The sequence below is a fragment of the Streptomyces gelaticus genome (assembly GCF_014649535.1).
GTDB classification, from domain to species: domain Bacteria; phylum Actinomycetota; class Actinomycetes; order Streptomycetales; family Streptomycetaceae; genus Streptomyces; species Streptomyces gelaticus.
Genome location: NZ_BMTF01000019.1, coordinates 76,639 through 92,963, shown reverse-complemented (window position 1 = coordinate 92,963; position 16,325 = coordinate 76,639). Strand labels below are relative to the sequence as shown.

The window sequence follows — 16,325 nt, the reverse complement described above, 5'->3', positions numbered from 1 at the left end:
AGGCATGCCCATGCCCACAGAAGTCGCCCTGCTCGAATCGCGCGCGCTGCGCGTGGAGCAGATGGAGCGCGTCGATGTCCTCGACAAAGTCAAGAGCCTTGTCATGCTCCCGGACGGAATTCGCCTTCGCACAGAGGACGTGGCACGGTACTTCGAAGTATCCACAGTCGCCGTCAGAAGGCTCACCGACCGCCATCAGGACGAGCTGATGGAGAACGGAATGCAAGTGCTGCGCGGCGCTGACCTGCGCTCCTTCCATAGCGACATGATGTCGCTATGGGCGGGTGAGGGGCCGGAAAGTTATCCACAGGCAGTGACCCAGCTGAGGGTCTACACCCGCAGGACCGTCCTCAACGTCGCGATGCTTCTTCGCGACAGCGACATCCCCCGATGCGTCCGGACGTATCTGCTCGACGCCGAGCAGGACCTGCGCGCGGGCTATGCCTCGCTCGAACACCGCGTCACCCGGGTGGAGAGCTGTCTGGCCGGAGTCGGTACCGCGCTCCAGGAGCTCGGGCCCGTCCTCAACCGGATGTCGCACCGGCTCGACAGCCTCGACCGGAGGCTCGACGTCACGCATCAGGTCGTCGGCGCCATGAGCGTACGGCTGGGCCACATGTCCGAGGACATCATCCGTATCGACGGCAGGATGGATGATCTCGCCCGCAAGCTGAAGGATCTGAGCCGCCGCAACAACAAGCAGCGCTGATCCGGCCGGAGTTCACGGCCGTTCGGCGCCGCCCGGAAAACGGGTGGCGCCGAACGGCCCTTCCCGGCACAGTTGTCGCTGCGGCACGCGCCGACAGGAACAGCACACCCCGACAGGCACGCCACGGACCGGGAGAGGAGCGCGACGATGACCGAGAGTCCGAGTCCGTCGAGTTCCCCGCAGGGCGGACCCGAGCAGGCACCGGAGTAGTCACCGACGACTCCGCCGTACCGCTCGGGGCAGAACGCCCGGGGCGGCCTGCCCGCACATCGCGCGGCCGCCCACCTGGAGGATTGGCCGAGTGGTAAGGCAGCGGCTTGCTAAGCCGTCGTCGGGGCCCTGAAACCCCGCGCGCGTTCGATCCGCGCATCCTCCGCCGCAGCAGGGCCGCGCGCCGGTACGCGACCCCGCACCCGTACTTTTACGACTGGAGCAGCTGTTCCAGCACCACGGCGATGCCGTCGTCCTCGTTGGACGCGGTGATCTCCTGGGCCACGGCCTTCAGGTCCTCGTGCGCGTTGGCCATCGCCACGCCCCGCCGCGCCCAGGCGAACATCGGGATGTCGTTCGGCATGTCGCCGAAGGCCAGCGTGTCCGCGGCCTTCACGCCCAGCCGGCGTGCGGCCAGCGAGAGCCCGGTCGCCTTGCTCAGCCCCAGCGGCAGGATCTCCACCACGCCCGGACCGGCCATGACCACGTCCACGAGATTGCCGACAGCCGCGCGCGCGGCCTTCGCCAGTGCGTCGTCGTCCAGGTCGGGATGCTGGATGTAGACCTTGTTCAGGGGCGCGGACCACAGCTCGGCCGGGTCCTTCACGAAGACGGCCGGAAGCGGACCTTCCTGTACCCGGTAGCCGGGGCCGACCATCACCTCGCCGTCGAGCCCGTCCCGGCTCGCCGCCAGGGCCAGCGGACCGATCTCGGCCTCGACCTTGGACAGCGCGAGACCGGCGAGCTGCCGGTCCAGCGTCAGCGAGGTCAGCAGCTTGTGCTCGCCCGCGTGGTAGACCTGGGCGCCCTGGCCGCAGACGGCGAGTCCCTCGTAGCCGAGGTCGTCCAGTATGTGGCGGGTCCAGGGGACTGCGCGGCCGGTGACGATGATGTGCGCGGCACCGGCCGCGGTGACCGCGGCCAGTGCCTCACGGGTGCGCTCGGAGACCGTGTCGTCGTCACGCAGCAGCGTGCCGTCGAGATCGGTCGCGACGAGCCTGTACGGGAAGGTCACTTGGCGACCGGCTCCAGAACCTCGCGCCCGCCCAGATACGGCCGGAGCACCTCGGGCACCCGTACCGAACCGTCGGCCAGCTGGTGGTTCTCCAGAATCGCCACGATCGTGCGCGGTACGGCGCAGAGCGTGCCGTTCAGAGTGGCCAGCGGCTGGAGGACCTTCTTGCCGTCCCGGGTGTCGCGCATCCGGACGGACAGGCGGCGCGCCTGGAAACCGTCGCAGTTCGACGCGGACGTCAGCTCGCGGTACTTGCCCTGCGTCGGGATCCACGCCTCGCAGTCGAACTTGCGGGAGGCCGAGGCGCCCAGGTCGCCGGTGGCGACGTCGATCACCTGGAAGGGCAGCTCAAGAGCGGTGAGCCACTGCTTCTCCCAGTCGAGGAGCCTGCGGTGCTCCGCCTCGGCGTCCGCCGGGTCGACGTACGAGAACATCTCGACCTTGTCGAACTGGTGCACCCGGAAGATGCCACGGGTGTCCTTGCCGTACGTACCGGCCTCGCGGCGGTAGCAGGGGGAGAAGCCCGCGTAGCGCAGCGGCAGCTTCTCGGCGTCGATGATCTCGTCCATGTGGTACGCGGCGAGCGGGACCTCGGAGGTACCGACCAGGTAGAAGTCGTCCTTCTCCAGGTGGTACACGTTCTCCGCGGCCTGGCCGAGGAATCCGGTGCCTTCCATGGCGCGCGGGCGGACCAGCGCCGGCGTCAGCATCGGGACGAAGCCGGCCTCGGTGGCCTGCGCGATCGCCGCGTTGACGAGGGCCAGCTCCAGCAGCGCGCCGACGCCCGTCAGGTAGTAGAAACGCGAGCCGGAGACCTTGGCGCCGCGCTCCATGTCGATGGCGCCGAGCTTCTCGCCGAGCTCCAGGTGGTCCTTGGGCTCGAAGCCCTCGGCCCCGAAGTCACGGATCGTGCCGTGCGTCTCCAGGACGACGAAGTCCTCCTCGCCACCGACCGGCACGTCCTCGTGGACGACGTTGCCGATCCGGAGCATCAGGCGCTTGGCCTCGGCGTCGGCCTCGTCCTGTGCGGCGTCGGCAGCCTTGACGTCGGCCTTCAGCTGCTCGGCCCGCTTGAGCAGCTCGGCGCGCTCGTCGGGCGAGGCCTTGGGGATGAGTTTGCCGAGCGCTTTCTGCTCGGAGCGGAGTTCGTCGAAGCGGACCCCGGACGACCTGCGCCGCTCGTCGGCGGAGAGAAGGGCGTCGACGAGTTCGACGTCCTCTCTACGGGCGCGCTGGGAGGCGCGAACACGGTCGGGGTCCTCACGGAGCAGGCGAAGGTCAATCACCCCTCCAGGCTACCGGTGTGCACTTCCCCCGCTCGAACCGATATTGCCAAGCGTGTCACTTTGTCCTTATTGCCTCGATTGGCGATGCTGGGGGAGATTGTGTGGCTGGGGTGGGTCCCGCCCGTCAATAAAAAGAGCCTACTCGCCTAAATGGGGCAGGTGGCTTCACTCGTCTTGACGTATACCCCTTGCCTGGAACGACAGTTGACCGTTACTTGTCCACAGGTTTCCGGGCTTCCGAAAGTTATCCACAGGTTGTGAGGAAGGCCTGTGGATGCCGGAAGAGGTCATTCCGAGAGTTGCGTGATGGCTCGCCGATTTCCCGTTCAAACCCGCTTCAGACGCTCGTTCGGGTGGGAAATTACCGTCCTAAAGAGTTGATCGGTGGAATTGGGGCGGGACGGGGTGGCTCAAGTGGCCTGCTGGCCTGTGGATGCATCTGGGGCGACTGGGGGAATATGTCGACCATGTCCCATTGGGGTGTCGACTTGTCCCCAGGTCGAGAACCGCCCCTGTGGATAACTCTGTGGATACCGAAAATCGGGGAATAGCACCGGAGGCGAGGGCGTGCCGGGAGCCCCGACGGGACCGGTTCCCGATCTGCCCGTCGGCCGGTCCCCGAAGTCCTCGGCTCCCGACCCCGGTCCCGTCGAGTCCCGTCCGTCAGCCCCGGCCGTCCAGGTTCCTGGCCAGCCAGTCGGAGGCCTCCGTGAACTCCGCGTCCGACGTCCCCGCGCGCAGCGGCCGTACGTCCTGCAACGCCACCCCCGCCCGCGGGTACGAACCCAGGAACCGCACCTTCGGACAGATCCGCTTCAGCCCCATCAGGGCCTCGCCGACCCGGCGGTCCGCGATGTGCCCCTCGGCGTCCACCGCGAAGCAGTAGTTCCCGATGCCGGCACCTGTCGGCCGCGACTGGATCAGCATCAGGTTCACCCCGCGCACCGCGAACTCCTGGAGCAGTTCGAGCAGCGCACCGGGGTGGTCCTCGCCCAGCCAGATGACCACCGACGTCTTGTCCGCGCCTGTCGGCGCCGCGGGCCGGGCCGGGCGGCCCACCAAGACGAAGCGGGTCTGCGCGTTCTCCGCGTCATGGATCTCGGTCACCAGCGGCTCGAGACCATAGGTCGCCGCCGCGAACTCCCCGGCGAAGGCGGCGTCGTACCGGCCCTCCTGCACCAGCCGGGCCCCGTCCGCGTTGGAGGCAGCCGACTCCCACACCACGTCCGGGAGGTGGGCGGCCAGCCAGTTGCGCACCTGCGGCTGCGCGGCCGGATGCGCGGTGACCGACTTGATGTCGGACAGCTTCGTACCCGGCCGCACCAGCAGCGCGAAGGTGATGGAGAGCAGCACCTCGCGGTAGATCATCAGCGGTTCGCCCGTGGTCAGCTCGTCGAGCGTCGCGGTGATGCCGCCCTCGACGGAGTTCTCGATCGGCACGAGCGCCGCTGCGGCGGCCCCGCTCCGTACCGCGTCCAGAGCCGCCGGTACGGAGACCATCGGGACGAGTTCGCGGGTGGCGGCTTCCGGGAGCGTACGGATGGCGACCTCGGTGAAGGTGCCTTCGGGGCCGAGATATGCGTAGCGCGTGGCGGACATACCGTCACCCTAATGCGCCCCGGTGGCTCAGGACTCCAGCAGCCGCTGCCCCACGTACTCGCCGTCCGCCGCCCCGCCCGGAACGGCGAACAGGCCGCTCGCCTCGTGCCGGATGAACGGCGACAGGGCGTCGCCCCGGTCCAGCTTGCGCTGCACCGGGACGAACCCTCGCAGCGGATCCGCCTGCCAGCAGATGAACAGCAGGCCGGCGTCCGGAGTGCCGTCCGCCGAGATGCCGTCGTGGTACGAGAACGGGCGCCGCAGCATGGCCGCACCGCTGTTCTTCTCGGGGGAGGAGATCCGGGCGTGGGCGTTGTCCGGGATCAGCAGCTTGCCGTCGGGGCCCGCCCGGTCGAGGTCCATCGCCGTGGTCTCGGTGCCGCCGCTCAGCGGGGCGCCGTCCTTCTTCCGGCGCCCTATGACCTGCTCCTGCTGTGCCACGGGGAGCTTCTCCCAGTCGTCGAGCAGCATCCTGATCCGGCGTACGACCACGTACGAGCCGCCCGCGAGCCAGTCGTACTTCGCATCGGTTCCGACGGGGACGAAGACCCGGCGCCCGAAGTCGTTCCCGGACGGCTTCGGGTTGTTGGTGCCGTCGACCTGGCCCATCAGATTGCGGGCGGTCATCGGCTGGGCCGTGGCGCCGGGGCTGCGGTTGAAGCCGTTCATCTGCCAGCGGACCCTGGCCGCCGGGGCGGCCTGCCTCTGTACGGCACGCAGTGCGTGGAAGGCGACGAGGGCGTCGTCCGCGCCGATCTGGACCCAGAGGTCACCGTCGGAGCGCCTGGCGTCGATGTGGTCGGAGGAGAAGGGCGGCAGCGGGTCGAGCCCCGGCGGGCGGTGGTCCGTCAGGCCCGTGCGTTCGAAGAAGGTCCGGCCGAAGCCGAAGGTGACGGTCAGCGAGGACGGTCCGGCATCCAGCGCGATTCCGGTGTCGTGGTCCGGGCCGTCCGCCGCACCGCTCGTGGCGGGCTCGCCCGCCATCAGACGCTCGGCCGCGGCCGACCAGCGGCGCATCAGGGCAATGGCTTCCTTGCGTCCGGCGCCGGGCACCAGGTCGAAGGCGACGAGATGGCCGCATGCCTGAAGCGGAGTGGTGATCCCCGCTTGATGTTTCCCGTGAAACATCACCCGGGTGGAGCCGACCGTGGTCAGTGCCGAGGGTTCGTCGGGCCGGGTGGCGGCGTAGCCGGTGGCACCGCCCGCCGCTCCCAGCACCAGCCCGGTCGCACCGGCCGCGCCCGCGCTGCCGATCAGCCGGCGCCGGGAGATACCCCCGCTGCCACGGGCACCGTCGTCCCCGCTGCCGGATGCTTTCCTGCTGTTTTCTGCGCTCACGATCCTGCTCAACCGATCTTCACGTTCTTGTCGATGGTCGTCTGATCGATGTCCGACGTACGTACGGTCACCGCGACCTTCCAGTTGCCCGCCATCGGGATCTGGACGCCGTCGGCGGTCCAGTGGCCCTCGGCCAGCCGGGCAGGGACGACGGGGAGCGGGCCGATGTCCTTGGACTCCAGGGTGAAGGCGACCTTCACCTCGGGGATGTCCATGGCCTTTCCGTCGCTGCCGTCGATCCAGAGGTGGAGCTCATTGGCGCCGGTACGGGCGGGGGTGATCTCCATCCGCACCGTTCCCTTGCCGTTCTCGCCGCCCGTGTCGAAGGGCAGCTTCAGGCTGACCGGACCTTCGTTCGCCGGGGCGGTCGCCGCCGTGGACGCGCGGGCCGCTTCTTCCTCGGTACGCGCCGGCTCGGTCGAGGTCAGTACGGTCGTCACCGCCAGCAGTGCCACGGCGACCCCCACTTCGGCCAGCACCGACCGGCGCAGCCCCGACCGGTCGGGGTCGGCGTCGCGGATCCGCTTCTTCTGGGCGGTGGCCACGGCGGCCTGCTGCCGGGCGAGTTGGGCCGCCCGCGCGGGATCCTCGGCCGTGGGCGCCGATACGACCGGGGCCCCGGCCTTTTCGGCGGCCTCTGCCGATGACCGCTTTCCGCCCCCGGCGCTGTCCCTGTCACCGGACTCGGACCCTGTTGTCGCGGACTCCGTCGCCGTGCCGCCCCCGCCCGTGACCAGGCGAGCCGTCCAGCGCCGCGAGAACCAGGCGATCCCGATCAGGACGGCGACCAGCCCCACCTTCACGAGCAGCAGCTGCCCGTATGCGGTGCCGGTGAGCGCGGACCAGGTGCCGACCTGGCGCCAGGACTGGTAGATCCCGGTCGCGGCGAGCACGAGCACGCTGCCGAACGCGACGCCGGAGAAGCGGCGTACGGCGGTCGCATCGATGTCGGGGGTCCGGTGGAGCGCGACCAGCAGAGCCGTGAGACCACCGAGCCAGGCGGCGACGGCCAGCAGATGGAGCACGTCGACCGGCATGGCGATGCCGGGCTGGATCCCGGCCGAGGCGTGCTCGGCGAGCGCCCATGTGCCGGCGATCCCGGCCGCGATCACCGTGCCCCCGATGGCCAGTCCGAAGGTGAGGTCCCTCTTCTCGCGTGCGTCCTCGCGCTTGGCGTAGGCCCCGAAGAGCACGGCGATGAAGAGCGCCGAGGCGCCGAGCAGCAGCAGCCGGGAGACGAGTGCGGCGCCGGGCTTGGTGTCGAGCACGGCCTTCAGCCCGTTGAGGTCGAAGGCGTCCGCGAGCTCTCCCGATCCGGTGTACGGGTTGCGCAGGAGCAGCATGGCCAGGGTGGCGACGGTGAGGGTCATCCAGCCGCGTGCGACCAGGAGCTGGAGGGGGCGGGCTCCCGCCCCGCGCTGCCAGCAGGCCAGTACGAAGGCGGAGCCGCCGACCAGCAGGATGAAACCGGCGTACGCGGCGTAGCGCGCGATGTCGTAGAGCGCGCCGACGAGGCCGCCGCCGGCCTGGTCCGTCGGGAGCGCCACGGCGGTCTTCGAGGGCGTTCCGACGGAGAAGGTGAAGGCGCCGGAGATGGGGTGGCTGTCCGCCGACACGGCCTGCCAGGCGACGGTGTACGTCCCGTCGGGCAGTCCGGAGTGCAGCGACATGCCGTACTTCACCGTGGAGCCGCTCTGTAGATCACGTGGCGCGCCGCCGGTGTCGGCGCGTTTGCCGGTGGGGTCCAGGATGCGGATGGAGTCGTCGCCGAGGGCGACCTGCTCGGAGAAGGTGAGCGTGACTTCCTTGGGGGCGGTGGCGACCACCGCCCCGTCCTGCGGATCGCTCCCGGTCAGTGCGGCATGCGCGGACGCGGGGCCCGCGCCTCCCAGCAGCAGGCCGAACACCATGCCGACGAGGGCGGCGAGGAGTGCGGCCGCGGCGAGTGGACGGCGTGTCGCGGGAGTTGACGGGGGCGGTCCGAAGTGCGGGGCGGTGGCTGTCATGACGAGTCAGTCCCTCACTGCTTCTTCGGGTTGTAGGTGGTCTCCTTCACGGGAAGGTCGACCTTTATCGGGTCGGCCTTCTCGAAGTGCAGCTCCACGGACACCTTCTCGCCCTGCTTGGGCCGCTGCTTGAGTTTCATGAACATGATGTGCTTTCCGCCGCGCCGTAGATCCAGCTCGCCTCCTGCGGGCACGTCGAAGGACGTCACCATGCGCATCGTCTGGTCCTTCGTCTCGTGGATCGTGACGTCGTCGGAGAGCGGGCTGGTGACGGAGGTGAGCCGGTCGGACGTCCCGCCGCTGTTCTTCACGACGAGGAATCCGGCCGCCATGTCGCTGACGGGCTGCGGCATGAACGCGCCGCTCACCTTCAGCTCCGGCTCGCTGTCCGAGGACGAGCAACCTGTCAGTGTCAGGCCTGTGGTGAGGGCGATGACGCCGACGAGGGAGGTGCGACGGTTCACGGGGTCTCCCCCTTGACGATCTCGGGGAGGTCCTTGGTGTAGTCGTCGGGCGAGGTGTCCTCGCTGTAGACGAGGTAGCCCTTGTCGGTCTTCGGGGAGAACGCGATGACCTGGGACCCGTGCATCGAGACGACCGTGCCGTCCTTCTCCTTCTTCGGCGCGTCGATGCCGATGCCGATCTGGCGTGCGCCCGCCTGGATGGCCGGGAAGTCGCCGGTGAGGCCGATGAAGGAGGCGTCCTGGGACTTGAGCCAGCTGCCGAGCGAGGACGGGGTGTCCCGTTCGGGGTCGGTGGTCACGAAGACGACCTGGAGCTTGTCCTGGTCGGCCTTGGGCAGCGACTTCTTGGCGATGGCGATGTTGCTCATGATGAGCGGGCAGACGTCGGGGCAGTTGGTGTAGCCGAAGTAGATCAGGGTCGGCTTGCCCTTGGTCTGCTCCCGGAGGTCGTACTTCTTGCCGTGGGTGTCGGTGAGGACGAGGTCCGGCTTGGTGAACGGCTGGTCCAGGACGGTGGCGGCCTTGGTCTTCGGCTGCACCGATACGTCGGCGACGGGCTTCTTCGCGTTGTCGTCGCTGCTGCCGCAGGCGGACAGGGTGAGTGCGGCCGCGGCGACGAACGCCGCGGCCAGCACCGTTTTCTTAGGCATGGAGCACTGGTTCCTGGTGGTCGGTGGGACGGGTGGAGCTGTGGATCAGGCGGCGCGGCGGCGGCCGGCGAGGACGCCGAAGGCGACCCCGGCCACGCCGATGACGATGCCGATGACGCCGAGGACGCGCGCCGTGGTGTCGCTGGAGGACGCCTCGGCGGCCGCGGTCTGCTTGTCCGCCGCCTCGGCGCCGGCCCCCTTGGCGTCGGCGGGCGCGCCGTGTTCGCCGGTGGCCGGCGCGGTCAGTGCGAGGACGGGCGCCGGGCTCTCGGGCTCGTCGGCGCCGGTCTTCTGCTCCTCGATCCAGCGGACGACTTCCTTGTTGTCGTACGTCTGGATGGCCTTGAACACCAGTTGGTCGGCGTCCTCGGGGAGCTGGCCGATGGAGAGCGGGAACTGCTGGAAGTCACCGGGGCGGATGCCGCGCTCGTCCTTGTCGCCCTTGGCGGTCCAGGTGACCTTGGAGACGGCCTCGTTGATCTTCTTGCCGTGCATCTCCATCGGCTTGGCCAGCTTGCTCTTGGTGACCTCGATGTCCCAGCCGGGTACGGCCTGTGGCATGACGGAGGCCAGTGGGTGCTCGGTCGGGAAGTTGACCTCGACCTTGGTCGTCGACGCGTCGTCGCGCTCGTTGGGGACCTTGAAGTTGACGGTGGCGTAACCGCCCTTGGCGGCCTCGCCCTGCGGCTGCACGCTGACGTGTGCGGAGGCCGTACCGGCGAGGATCAGGACGGTGGACGCGGCGACGCCGCCGGCGAGGGCGATGCGGGAAACGTTCATGACAGGTATCACTCCACGAAGCACGTAGGAAAGGTGGTCCGGCGCGCGGGTGCGCGCCGACATCACGACACCTCTCCCCCTGAACGGCGTGCATACGCCGACCGGGTGCGGCACGGAGTGGTCCGTGCGCCGCGGGCGGAGGGTGTCGCGTCAGGCCGCGAGCGCGTACGCGGGTGGCGGACCGCGCCTGATCACCTGGTGCTGCAAGGGGTCCCCGGCGGCGAGGGACGGGGCGTCGACCGCCGTACGGACGGTGTGCGGCCCGGTCGTGAGGCCGCCAGGAAGCCCGGCCCGCAGGGCCGCGACGAGAGCGAGCGCCGCGCGCAGCGCGCGCAGCCGGGCGCCGGCCGCGATCTGCTGGGCGCCGTGCGCGGACAGCCGGACCAGCCGGAACAGGGCGATCTCGCCGCGACGCAGCAGCCAGCCGGTGGCCGCCGCGGCCAGCAGGTGGCCGAGCAGCATGGGCAGGTCGGGCAGCAGGGCGCTGAGGGCGGCCGGGTCCGTGCCGGACACGGTGGCCACGTGGGGGTGGCCGCCGGCCGCCACCGACGCAGGATCGATGCCCGCGGTGGTGACGATGCGCCGTGCCTCGGCGGCGTTCAGCTGCGCCGGCCCGGCCCCGCACACGAGGCTCGCCGCGAACCGGATCAGCGAGTCGTCGCCCGCAGCCGTGTTCACCGGGGTGCCGTGCGTGCCCATGCCGAACAGGGCGTGCAGGGCGATCTGTCCGCCGGCCAGTGCGGCGGCGATGGACGGCAGCGAACGCTCGCGTCCGGCGAAGAGCGCCACCGTCGCGAACATTCCCAGGAAACCCACGAGCAGGGTCCACCAGGGGACGGTCGCGCAGGAAGCCAGGGAGTGACCTGCCGCGGACAGCGCGACGCAGACCGCGGTGAACACCGCGGCCCTCAGGAGCCGCAGACCGGCTCCGGCGCGTGCGACAGGCATAGACATGGCGGGGCCATCATCGCACCGGGCCTTCGGGCTCCGTACGGCAGGTCCGGAAGGTCGCCTTCTGTCCGATGCGGCCGCCAGGCCGGGCATACACGGGTGTACGGAGAGCTGGTATCCGCCGAATGAGCGGTCTCACATCCGGTCTGTGCTTACTCGTGGTGCCGGGCGGCAATAGGTATCGGTATGTCGAGCCGCGGCCAGGAGGCTGGAGCATGAGCATCTGGTGGTCCCTGCATCTGCGGCGCGAGGCGGCGAGCGTTCCGCTCGCCCGCCGCTTCCTGCTGGGCACCATGGAGACCGCGGGTGTGGACCCGGACATCTCCTTCGACCTGTCGGTCGCGCTCAGCGAGGCCTGTGCGAACGCCGTCGAGCACGGCGGCGGCCGCAGGGCCGGGGAGGACAAGGAGGACCTGGGAGGCCAAGGCGTTCCGCGGGGCCGGTGGGACGTATGGGACGAGCTGCCGGGGGCGGCCTCCGCGCGGTACCGGGTCACCGCCTACCTGGACGGTGAGAAGTGCCGTATCGAGGTCGCCGACTCGGGGCCCGGTTTCCCCGCCCGGTGCACCCTTCGTACCGCGGCGCAGCAGCACGAACCGCAGCAGTATCCGTCGCTCACCGCCGAGGACGGGCGGGGCCTGTGTCTGATCGAGCAGCTCGCCGACCATGTGCACTTCGGCAACCGCCCCGGCAGCGGTGCCGTCGTCAGCTTCGACAAGGTCCTGAAATGGCGGAAGGACGCCCTGCTCATGGTGTCCTGAGCAGAGCGCCCTTCGGTCCGGCGGCCTTCGCGGACCGGCCGGGATCAGCCCTTGAGCCGGGCCATCCACTCCTCGACCTCGTCGGCCCGACGCGGCAGCTTGTCGGAGAGGTTCCGGTTGCCGTCCTCGGTGACGAGGATGTCGTCCTCGATCCGGACGCCGATGCCCCGGTACTCCTCGGGCACGGTCAGGTCGTCGGCCTGGAAGTACAGGCCGGGCTCGACCGTGAGGCAGACTCCGGGCTCCAGCGTTCCGTCGACGTACGTCTCGGTGCGCGCGGCGGCGCAGTCGTGGACGTCCATGCCGAGCATGTGACCGGTGCCGTGCAGCGTCCAGCGGCGCTGGAGTCCCAGCTCCAGGACCTTGTCCACGGACAGGTCGCCCAGCAGGCCCCACTCGACGAGCTTCTCGGCGAGTACCCGCTGCGCGGCGTCGTGGAAGTCGCGGTAGTCGGCGCCGGGCTTGACGGCGGCGATGCCCGCCTCCTGGGCCTCGTACACGGCGTCGTAGATCTTCCGCTGGAGCGGCGTGAACGTGCCGTTGATCGGAAGGGTGCGGGTCACGTCGGCGGTGTAGAGGTCGTTGGTCTCCACACCGGCGTCGAGGAGCAGGAGCTCGCCGGAGCGCACCGGGCCGTCGTTGCGCACCCAGTGCAGGGTGGTGGCGTGCGGGCCGGCCGCGCAGATCGAGCCGTAGCCGATGTCGTTGCCCTCGATGCGGGCACGCAGGAAGAAGGTGCCCTCGATGTAGCGCTCGCTCGTCGCCTCGGCCTTGTCGAGGATCTTCACGACGTCCTCGAAGCCGCGCGCGGTGGCGTCGCAGGCCTTCTCCAGTTCGGCGATCTCGAAGGCGTCCTTGACCAGGCGGGCCTCGGAGAGGAAGACGCGCAGCTCCTCGTCCCGCTCCGCGGTGACCTTGTCGGTCAGCGCGGCCTCGATGCCGGCGTCGTGGCCGCGGACGTTGCGGACCGGGCCGGTGGCCTCGGTCAGCGCGGCGGGGAGCTCGCGCACGTCCTTCGCCGGGATGCCCAGCAGCTGCTCGGCCTCGGTGAGGGAGTGGCGGCGGCCGACCCACAGCTCGCCCTGGCCGTCGAGCCAGAACTCGCCGTTCTCGCGGTTGGAGCGCGGCAGCAGGTGGATGGTCGCCTCGTGGCCGTCCTCGGTCGGCTCCAGGACGAGGACGCCGTCCTGGGTCTGGTCGCCGGTGAGGTACGCGTACTCGGTGGAGGCGCGGAAGGCGTACTCGGTGTCATTGGAGCGGGTCTTCAGGTTGCCCGCGGGGATGACCAGTCGCTCACCGGGGAAGCGCGCGGAGAGCGCGGCGCGGCGGGCGGCCGTGTGTGCGGCCTGGGCGATGGGTTCGAGGCCGTGCAGTTCGGTATCGGCCCAACCGGACTTCATGTTCGCGGCGAGTTCATCGGAGACGCCCGGGTACAGGCCGTTCTTCCGCTGCTTGACCGTCTCTTCTTCCTCGGTCTCCGGGTTCTCCGGGGTGAGCTCCTCAGCCACGATTTGTCTCCTTGATACGACACTGGACCCCGTCCATCGTACGGGCGTACGGAAGGGGGCACAGGGCCGGAAGACCTGTTACACGGCGGGGCCCGGGGGATCGGTATCCCGTGGAGCTCAGTCGAATCGCGCGGCCAGGACGACCACGTCCTGCGCGCCGTCGCCGCGGTCCAGCCCGTCCGGCAGCACGGTGCGCAGCACATGGTCGGCGATGGCCCCGGCGTCCTGGCGCATCGCCTTCGGTACGGAGGCAGCCGCGGAGTGGAGCCGTGCGAACGCCCGGTCCGTCGAGTCGCCGGTGCGGCGCAGCAGCCCGTCGGTGCAGAGCAGTACGGTCTCGCCGGGCGCCGGGGTGATCTCCACGCTGGGCGCCTCCCAGCAGGCGAGCATGCCCAGCGGCGCGGAGACCGAGGTCTCGACGAACTCGGTGCGGCGGTCGCCGATCAGGAGCGGCGGGGTGTGGCCGGCACCGGCCAGCAGGATCTTGCGCTCGGCCGGTTCGCAGTAGGCGAAGAGCGCGGTCGCCGTACGGGCCGGTTCGGTGAGTCGCAGCAGCAGTTCCAGGTCCGAGAGCACGGCGACCGGATCCTCGCCCTCCATGACCGCGTACGCCCGCAGCCCGGCCCGCAGTCGTCCCATGGCGGCCAGGGCGCTCGGCCCGGAGCCGTTCACCGAGCCCACGGCGAGGCCGAGCGCACCCTCCGGCAGCGCCAGCGCGTCGTACCAGTCGCCGCCGCCCCGGGGCGTGCGGCGGTGGCGTGCGGCCAGCTGCACACCGGCGACCCTGGGCAGCCGGCTGGGCAGCAGCTCCTCCGTGATGGTGGCGATATCGGCCCTGGCCCGCTCCAGCTCCAGCAGCCTGGCCAGGTGCTCACCCGCGTACCCGGCGTAGAGGCCGGCGAGATGGCGCTGGCGCTTCAGCGGTTCGGCGGGTTCGTCGTACAGCCAGACGGCGGCGCCGAGCCTGCCGGTCGCCTCGGCGGTGACCGGTACGGCGTAGCTGGCGGCGTATCCGAGCCGGGCGGCGACTTCGCGGCGACGGGGGTCCAGGGCGGTGTCGCCGAGCAGGTCGGGGGTGCTCAGTGCTCCTTCGGTTTCCGGGAGCCCCTCCAGGATCCGGCCGTAGGTGGTGGCGGTGCGCGGCACCGTCTCGATCAGCCCGAGTTCGGCGTGGGAGAGCCCGAGGCCGACGGTGCTCACGGGGCCGCGGCGGTCGGACGGTTCGAGGACGACCAGGCCGCGGCGGGCGCCGACCAGGGCGGCTCCGGCGTCCAGGAACTCATGCAGCGCGTCGTCGAGGGTGCGGGTTCCGGCCAGCCGCTCGGTGAGCTCGTGCAGGGTGGTGAGATCGGAGACCCAGCCGGCGAGCCGGTCCTGGATGAAGGCTCCTGGAGCGGACGGCACTTCGGACAGAGACCCGGCAGTGTGCGCCGAAACCGGAACTGCGGGATCGATTCCAGCCACTTTTGGCAGGTGTGGGGCGCTCATGGCCGTCGGCTTCCCGACCAGTGCTTTTCGTCGAATAGCATCGCAAACCCCCATGTCATTCTGCGTCGCTATCAGTGCTTCCGCATGTACACGTGCACCACATGTACACGCACAAGTGAGGCGATGTCCAGCATTGTCCCCACGGTAAATGTGGTGTCCAAGAGACCGTCAAGTTGGCCAAAAATTGCACCCCGAGACGGGCATTTGCGGTCGACTGGGCGTGCTCGAACAGGGGGTGTTCTCGAGGTGAAGTCCTAGAGGGAGCGTCGCTGCGGGCATGCTGGGTACGTAATCGATGAAGGCCAGGGCGGTTCTGATCGCCCCGGAACCCGGCAGACGGCCCGGGCGTCCTCTCTTGTGACGGCCACACCCCCACCCCCGAGTGGCGGGGTTTGTACCTCGGGACGACAGGTGCGATCTCTGCGCCGCTCCTCGCCATGCTTGTCCGGACCTGCTCGTCCGGACCGTCTCGCACCTGCTCGACTCGGCTGGGCCCGCGCTCGGTACCGACGACCCACCTGTACCGCAGATTTGAAGAGCATGTACGCACAGTGAAGTGATGTACGCGTAAAGCAATTCGCGCGTGGTGTGATGTGGACCCTCGGCGTTCAACGGAAAGGAACGAGCGCTCATGCGCGAGATCCTCGGAAGGCGACGCAGGCTCCGGTTCCGGCGCAGGGGAAGGCCCGCCCAGCTCGACGCGGCCCTGACCTGTGCCATCGCATGGCAGTGGCCCGTGCTCCCCGGAGTGGCATCGGAGGCGACCGCAGGTCGCGGGGGCCGCGGCCGTGGCTGCGCCTGTCCCGATCCCGAGTGCGCCGTGCCCGGTGCACACCCCTTCGATCCCGGTCTCCTCGCGGCGACCACCGACGAGCGCATGGTGCGCTGGTGGTGGGCCAACCGGCCCACCGCTCCGATCATCCTGGCCACCGGCGGGCGCGCCCCGTGCGCACTGAGCCTGCCGGCCGTGGCCGCCGCCCGCGCGCTGACCGAGCTGGACCGGATGGGTGTGCGGCTCGGGCCCGTGGTGGCGACGCCCACCCGATGGTCCCTGCTGGTCGCTCCGTACGACCTCGAACGGCTCGGTGAGCTGCTGTACGCCCAGGACTGGGTGCCCAGTTCGCTGCGTTTCCACGGCGAGGGCGGCTATCTCGTCCTCCCGCCGTCCGAGGTCGGGGCGGGGCAGGTGCGCTGGGAGCGGGCTCCTTCCCCGGAGCCCCGGCCGCGTCCGCACGGAGGGGGCCCGGTGGCGGCATCCGCCGCGCCGTGGCTGCCGGACGTGGGTGAGGTGCTGGATGCCCTGGTCGAGGCGAGCAGCGGAGCCCCGGACGGCGGCAGCCGACTCGCGTACTGACGGGGGTGTGGCGGGCGCGCATGTGCCCGCCACCGGGGTAATGGGGCGAGCCGGGTCGGAACCCTATTCCGTCGGAATGTCCGGCGGACCGTCAGAAACTCATGCGAAGCCGACACATGGGGCCGAGTGATTATCCCGGTGATCGATATCCGGCGTTCGTTATCCGGGTAGCGGATACGGCTCCGGATGTGATCCGTATGCGGCCC

At 70.1% G+C, this 16,325-nt stretch carries 14 protein-coding genes and 1 tRNA gene; 4 read left to right on the top strand and 11 right to left on the bottom strand.

What is annotated here, in order from left to right:
* Window positions 1-10: 10 nt before the first annotated feature.
* Window positions 11-709, top strand: coding sequence for a hypothetical protein (locus IE107_RS24780; protein WP_189546401.1), 699 nt, complete (start codon window positions 11-13; stop codon window positions 707-709).
* 287 nt (window positions 710-996) lie between these two features.
* Window positions 997-1,085 (top strand) — tRNA-Ser (locus IE107_RS24775).
* Window positions 1,086-1,130: 45 nt separating this feature from the next.
* Here the strand turns inward: IE107_RS24775 and IE107_RS24770 are convergent.
* The 9 genes from IE107_RS24770 to IE107_RS24730 all read right to left on the bottom strand — a co-directional run bounded on the left by IE107_RS24770 (window position 1,131) and on the right by IE107_RS24730 (window position 11,011).
* A complete protein-coding gene (locus IE107_RS24770) occupies window positions 1,131-1,934 on the bottom strand; it encodes an HAD family hydrolase (RefSeq protein WP_189546399.1) in 804 nt (267 codons plus the stop codon).
* Complete coding sequence (gene serS, locus IE107_RS24765) at window positions 1,931-3,220, bottom strand: serine--tRNA ligase (protein ID WP_189546398.1); 1,290 nt, start codon at window positions 3,218-3,220, stop codon at window positions 1,931-1,933. The genes IE107_RS24770 and serS overlap by 4 nt, the downstream gene beginning before the upstream one ends.
* Before the next feature lie 663 nt (window positions 3,221-3,883).
* On the bottom strand, window positions 3,884-4,819 hold the full coding sequence (gene pheA, locus IE107_RS24760) for a prephenate dehydratase (protein WP_189546397.1): 936 nt from the start codon (window positions 4,817-4,819) through the stop codon (window positions 3,884-3,886).
* 27 nt (window positions 4,820-4,846) lie between these two features.
* Window positions 4,847-6,091, bottom strand: a complete 1,245-nt coding sequence (gene efeB / locus IE107_RS24755) for an iron uptake transporter deferrochelatase/peroxidase subunit (RefSeq protein WP_229867228.1) — start codon at window positions 6,089-6,091, stop codon at window positions 4,847-4,849.
* Window positions 6,092-6,165: 74 nt separating this feature from the next.
* A complete protein-coding gene (locus IE107_RS24750; RefSeq protein WP_189546396.1) occupies window positions 6,166-8,163 on the bottom strand; it encodes a copper resistance CopC/CopD family protein in 1,998 nt (665 codons plus the stop codon).
* A 14-nt stretch (window positions 8,164-8,177) separates the two neighbouring features.
* Window positions 8,178-8,627, bottom strand: coding sequence for a copper chaperone PCu(A)C (locus tag IE107_RS24745; RefSeq protein ID WP_189546395.1), 450 nt, complete (start codon window positions 8,625-8,627; stop codon window positions 8,178-8,180).
* Window positions 8,624-9,277, bottom strand: coding sequence for an SCO family protein (locus IE107_RS24740; RefSeq protein WP_189546394.1), 654 nt, complete (start codon window positions 9,275-9,277; stop codon window positions 8,624-8,626). The genes IE107_RS24745 and IE107_RS24740 overlap by 4 nt, the downstream gene beginning before the upstream one ends.
* Window positions 9,278-9,322: 45 nt before the next feature.
* On the bottom strand, window positions 9,323-10,057 hold the full coding sequence (locus tag IE107_RS24735; protein WP_189546393.1) for a YcnI family copper-binding membrane protein: 735 nt from the start codon (window positions 10,055-10,057) through the stop codon (window positions 9,323-9,325).
* Window positions 10,058-10,207: 150 nt separating this feature from the next.
* Window positions 10,208-11,011: a hypothetical protein gene (locus tag IE107_RS24730; protein WP_189546391.1), complete on the bottom strand. Its 804-nt coding sequence runs from the start codon at window positions 11,009-11,011 to the stop codon at window positions 10,208-10,210.
* Between the two features lie 212 nt (window positions 11,012-11,223).
* On the opposite strand from IE107_RS24730, the gene IE107_RS24725 reads away from it, so the two are divergent.
* Window positions 11,224-11,769 carry an ATP-binding protein gene (locus IE107_RS24725; protein WP_189546389.1) on the top strand — a complete coding sequence of 182 codons (546 nt, stop codon included), beginning with the start codon at window positions 11,224-11,226 and terminating at the stop codon, window positions 11,767-11,769.
* A gap of 44 nt (window positions 11,770-11,813) precedes the next feature.
* Here IE107_RS24725 and IE107_RS24720 read toward each other — a convergent pair whose 3' ends face one another.
* Both IE107_RS24720 and IE107_RS24715 read right to left on the bottom strand, forming a co-directional pair.
* Window positions 11,814-13,277: an aminopeptidase P family protein gene (locus IE107_RS24720; RefSeq protein ID WP_189546387.1), complete on the bottom strand. Its 1,464-nt coding sequence runs from the start codon at window positions 13,275-13,277 to the stop codon at window positions 11,814-11,816.
* A gap of 117 nt (window positions 13,278-13,394) precedes the next feature.
* Window positions 13,395-14,765, bottom strand: a complete 1,371-nt coding sequence (locus IE107_RS24715) for a PP2C family protein-serine/threonine phosphatase (RefSeq protein ID WP_229867218.1) — start codon at window positions 14,763-14,765, stop codon at window positions 13,395-13,397.
* Between the two features lie 631 nt (window positions 14,766-15,396).
* Here IE107_RS24715 and IE107_RS24710 point away from each other — a divergent pair.
* On the top strand, window positions 15,397-16,119 hold the full coding sequence (locus tag IE107_RS24710; protein ID WP_189546383.1) for a bifunctional DNA primase/polymerase: 723 nt from the start codon (window positions 15,397-15,399) through the stop codon (window positions 16,117-16,119).
* Window positions 16,120-16,325: the final 206 nt, after the last annotated feature.

Bases quoted from the DNA above. Each gene is read 5' to 3' on its own strand.
- IE107_RS24780 (WP_189546401.1), top strand. From the start codon at position 11: ATGCCCACAGAAGTCGCCCTGCTCGAATCGCGCGCGCTGCGCGTGGAG.
- pheA (WP_189546397.1), bottom strand. From the start codon at position 4,819: ATGTCCGCCACGCGCTACGCATATCTCGGCCCCGAAGGCACCTTCACC.
- IE107_RS24750 (WP_189546396.1), bottom strand. From the start codon at position 8,163: ATGACAGCCACCGCCCCGCACTTCGGACCGCCCCCGTCAACTCCCGCG.
- IE107_RS24740 (WP_189546394.1), bottom strand. From the start codon at position 9,277: ATGCCTAAGAAAACGGTGCTGGCCGCGGCGTTCGTCGCCGCGGCCGCA.
- IE107_RS24735 (WP_189546393.1), bottom strand. From the start codon at position 10,057: ATGAACGTTTCCCGCATCGCCCTCGCCGGCGGCGTCGCCGCGTCCACC.
- IE107_RS24730 (WP_189546391.1), bottom strand. From the start codon at position 11,011: ATGTCTATGCCTGTCGCACGCGCCGGAGCCGGTCTGCGGCTCCTGAGG.
- IE107_RS24725 (WP_189546389.1), top strand. From the start codon at position 11,224: ATGAGCATCTGGTGGTCCCTGCATCTGCGGCGCGAGGCGGCGAGCGTT.
- IE107_RS24715 (WP_229867218.1), bottom strand. From the start codon at position 14,765: ATGAGCGCCCCACACCTGCCAAAAGTGGCTGGAATCGATCCCGCAGTT.
- IE107_RS24710 (WP_189546383.1), top strand. From the start codon at position 15,397: ATGCGCGAGATCCTCGGAAGGCGACGCAGGCTCCGGTTCCGGCGCAGG.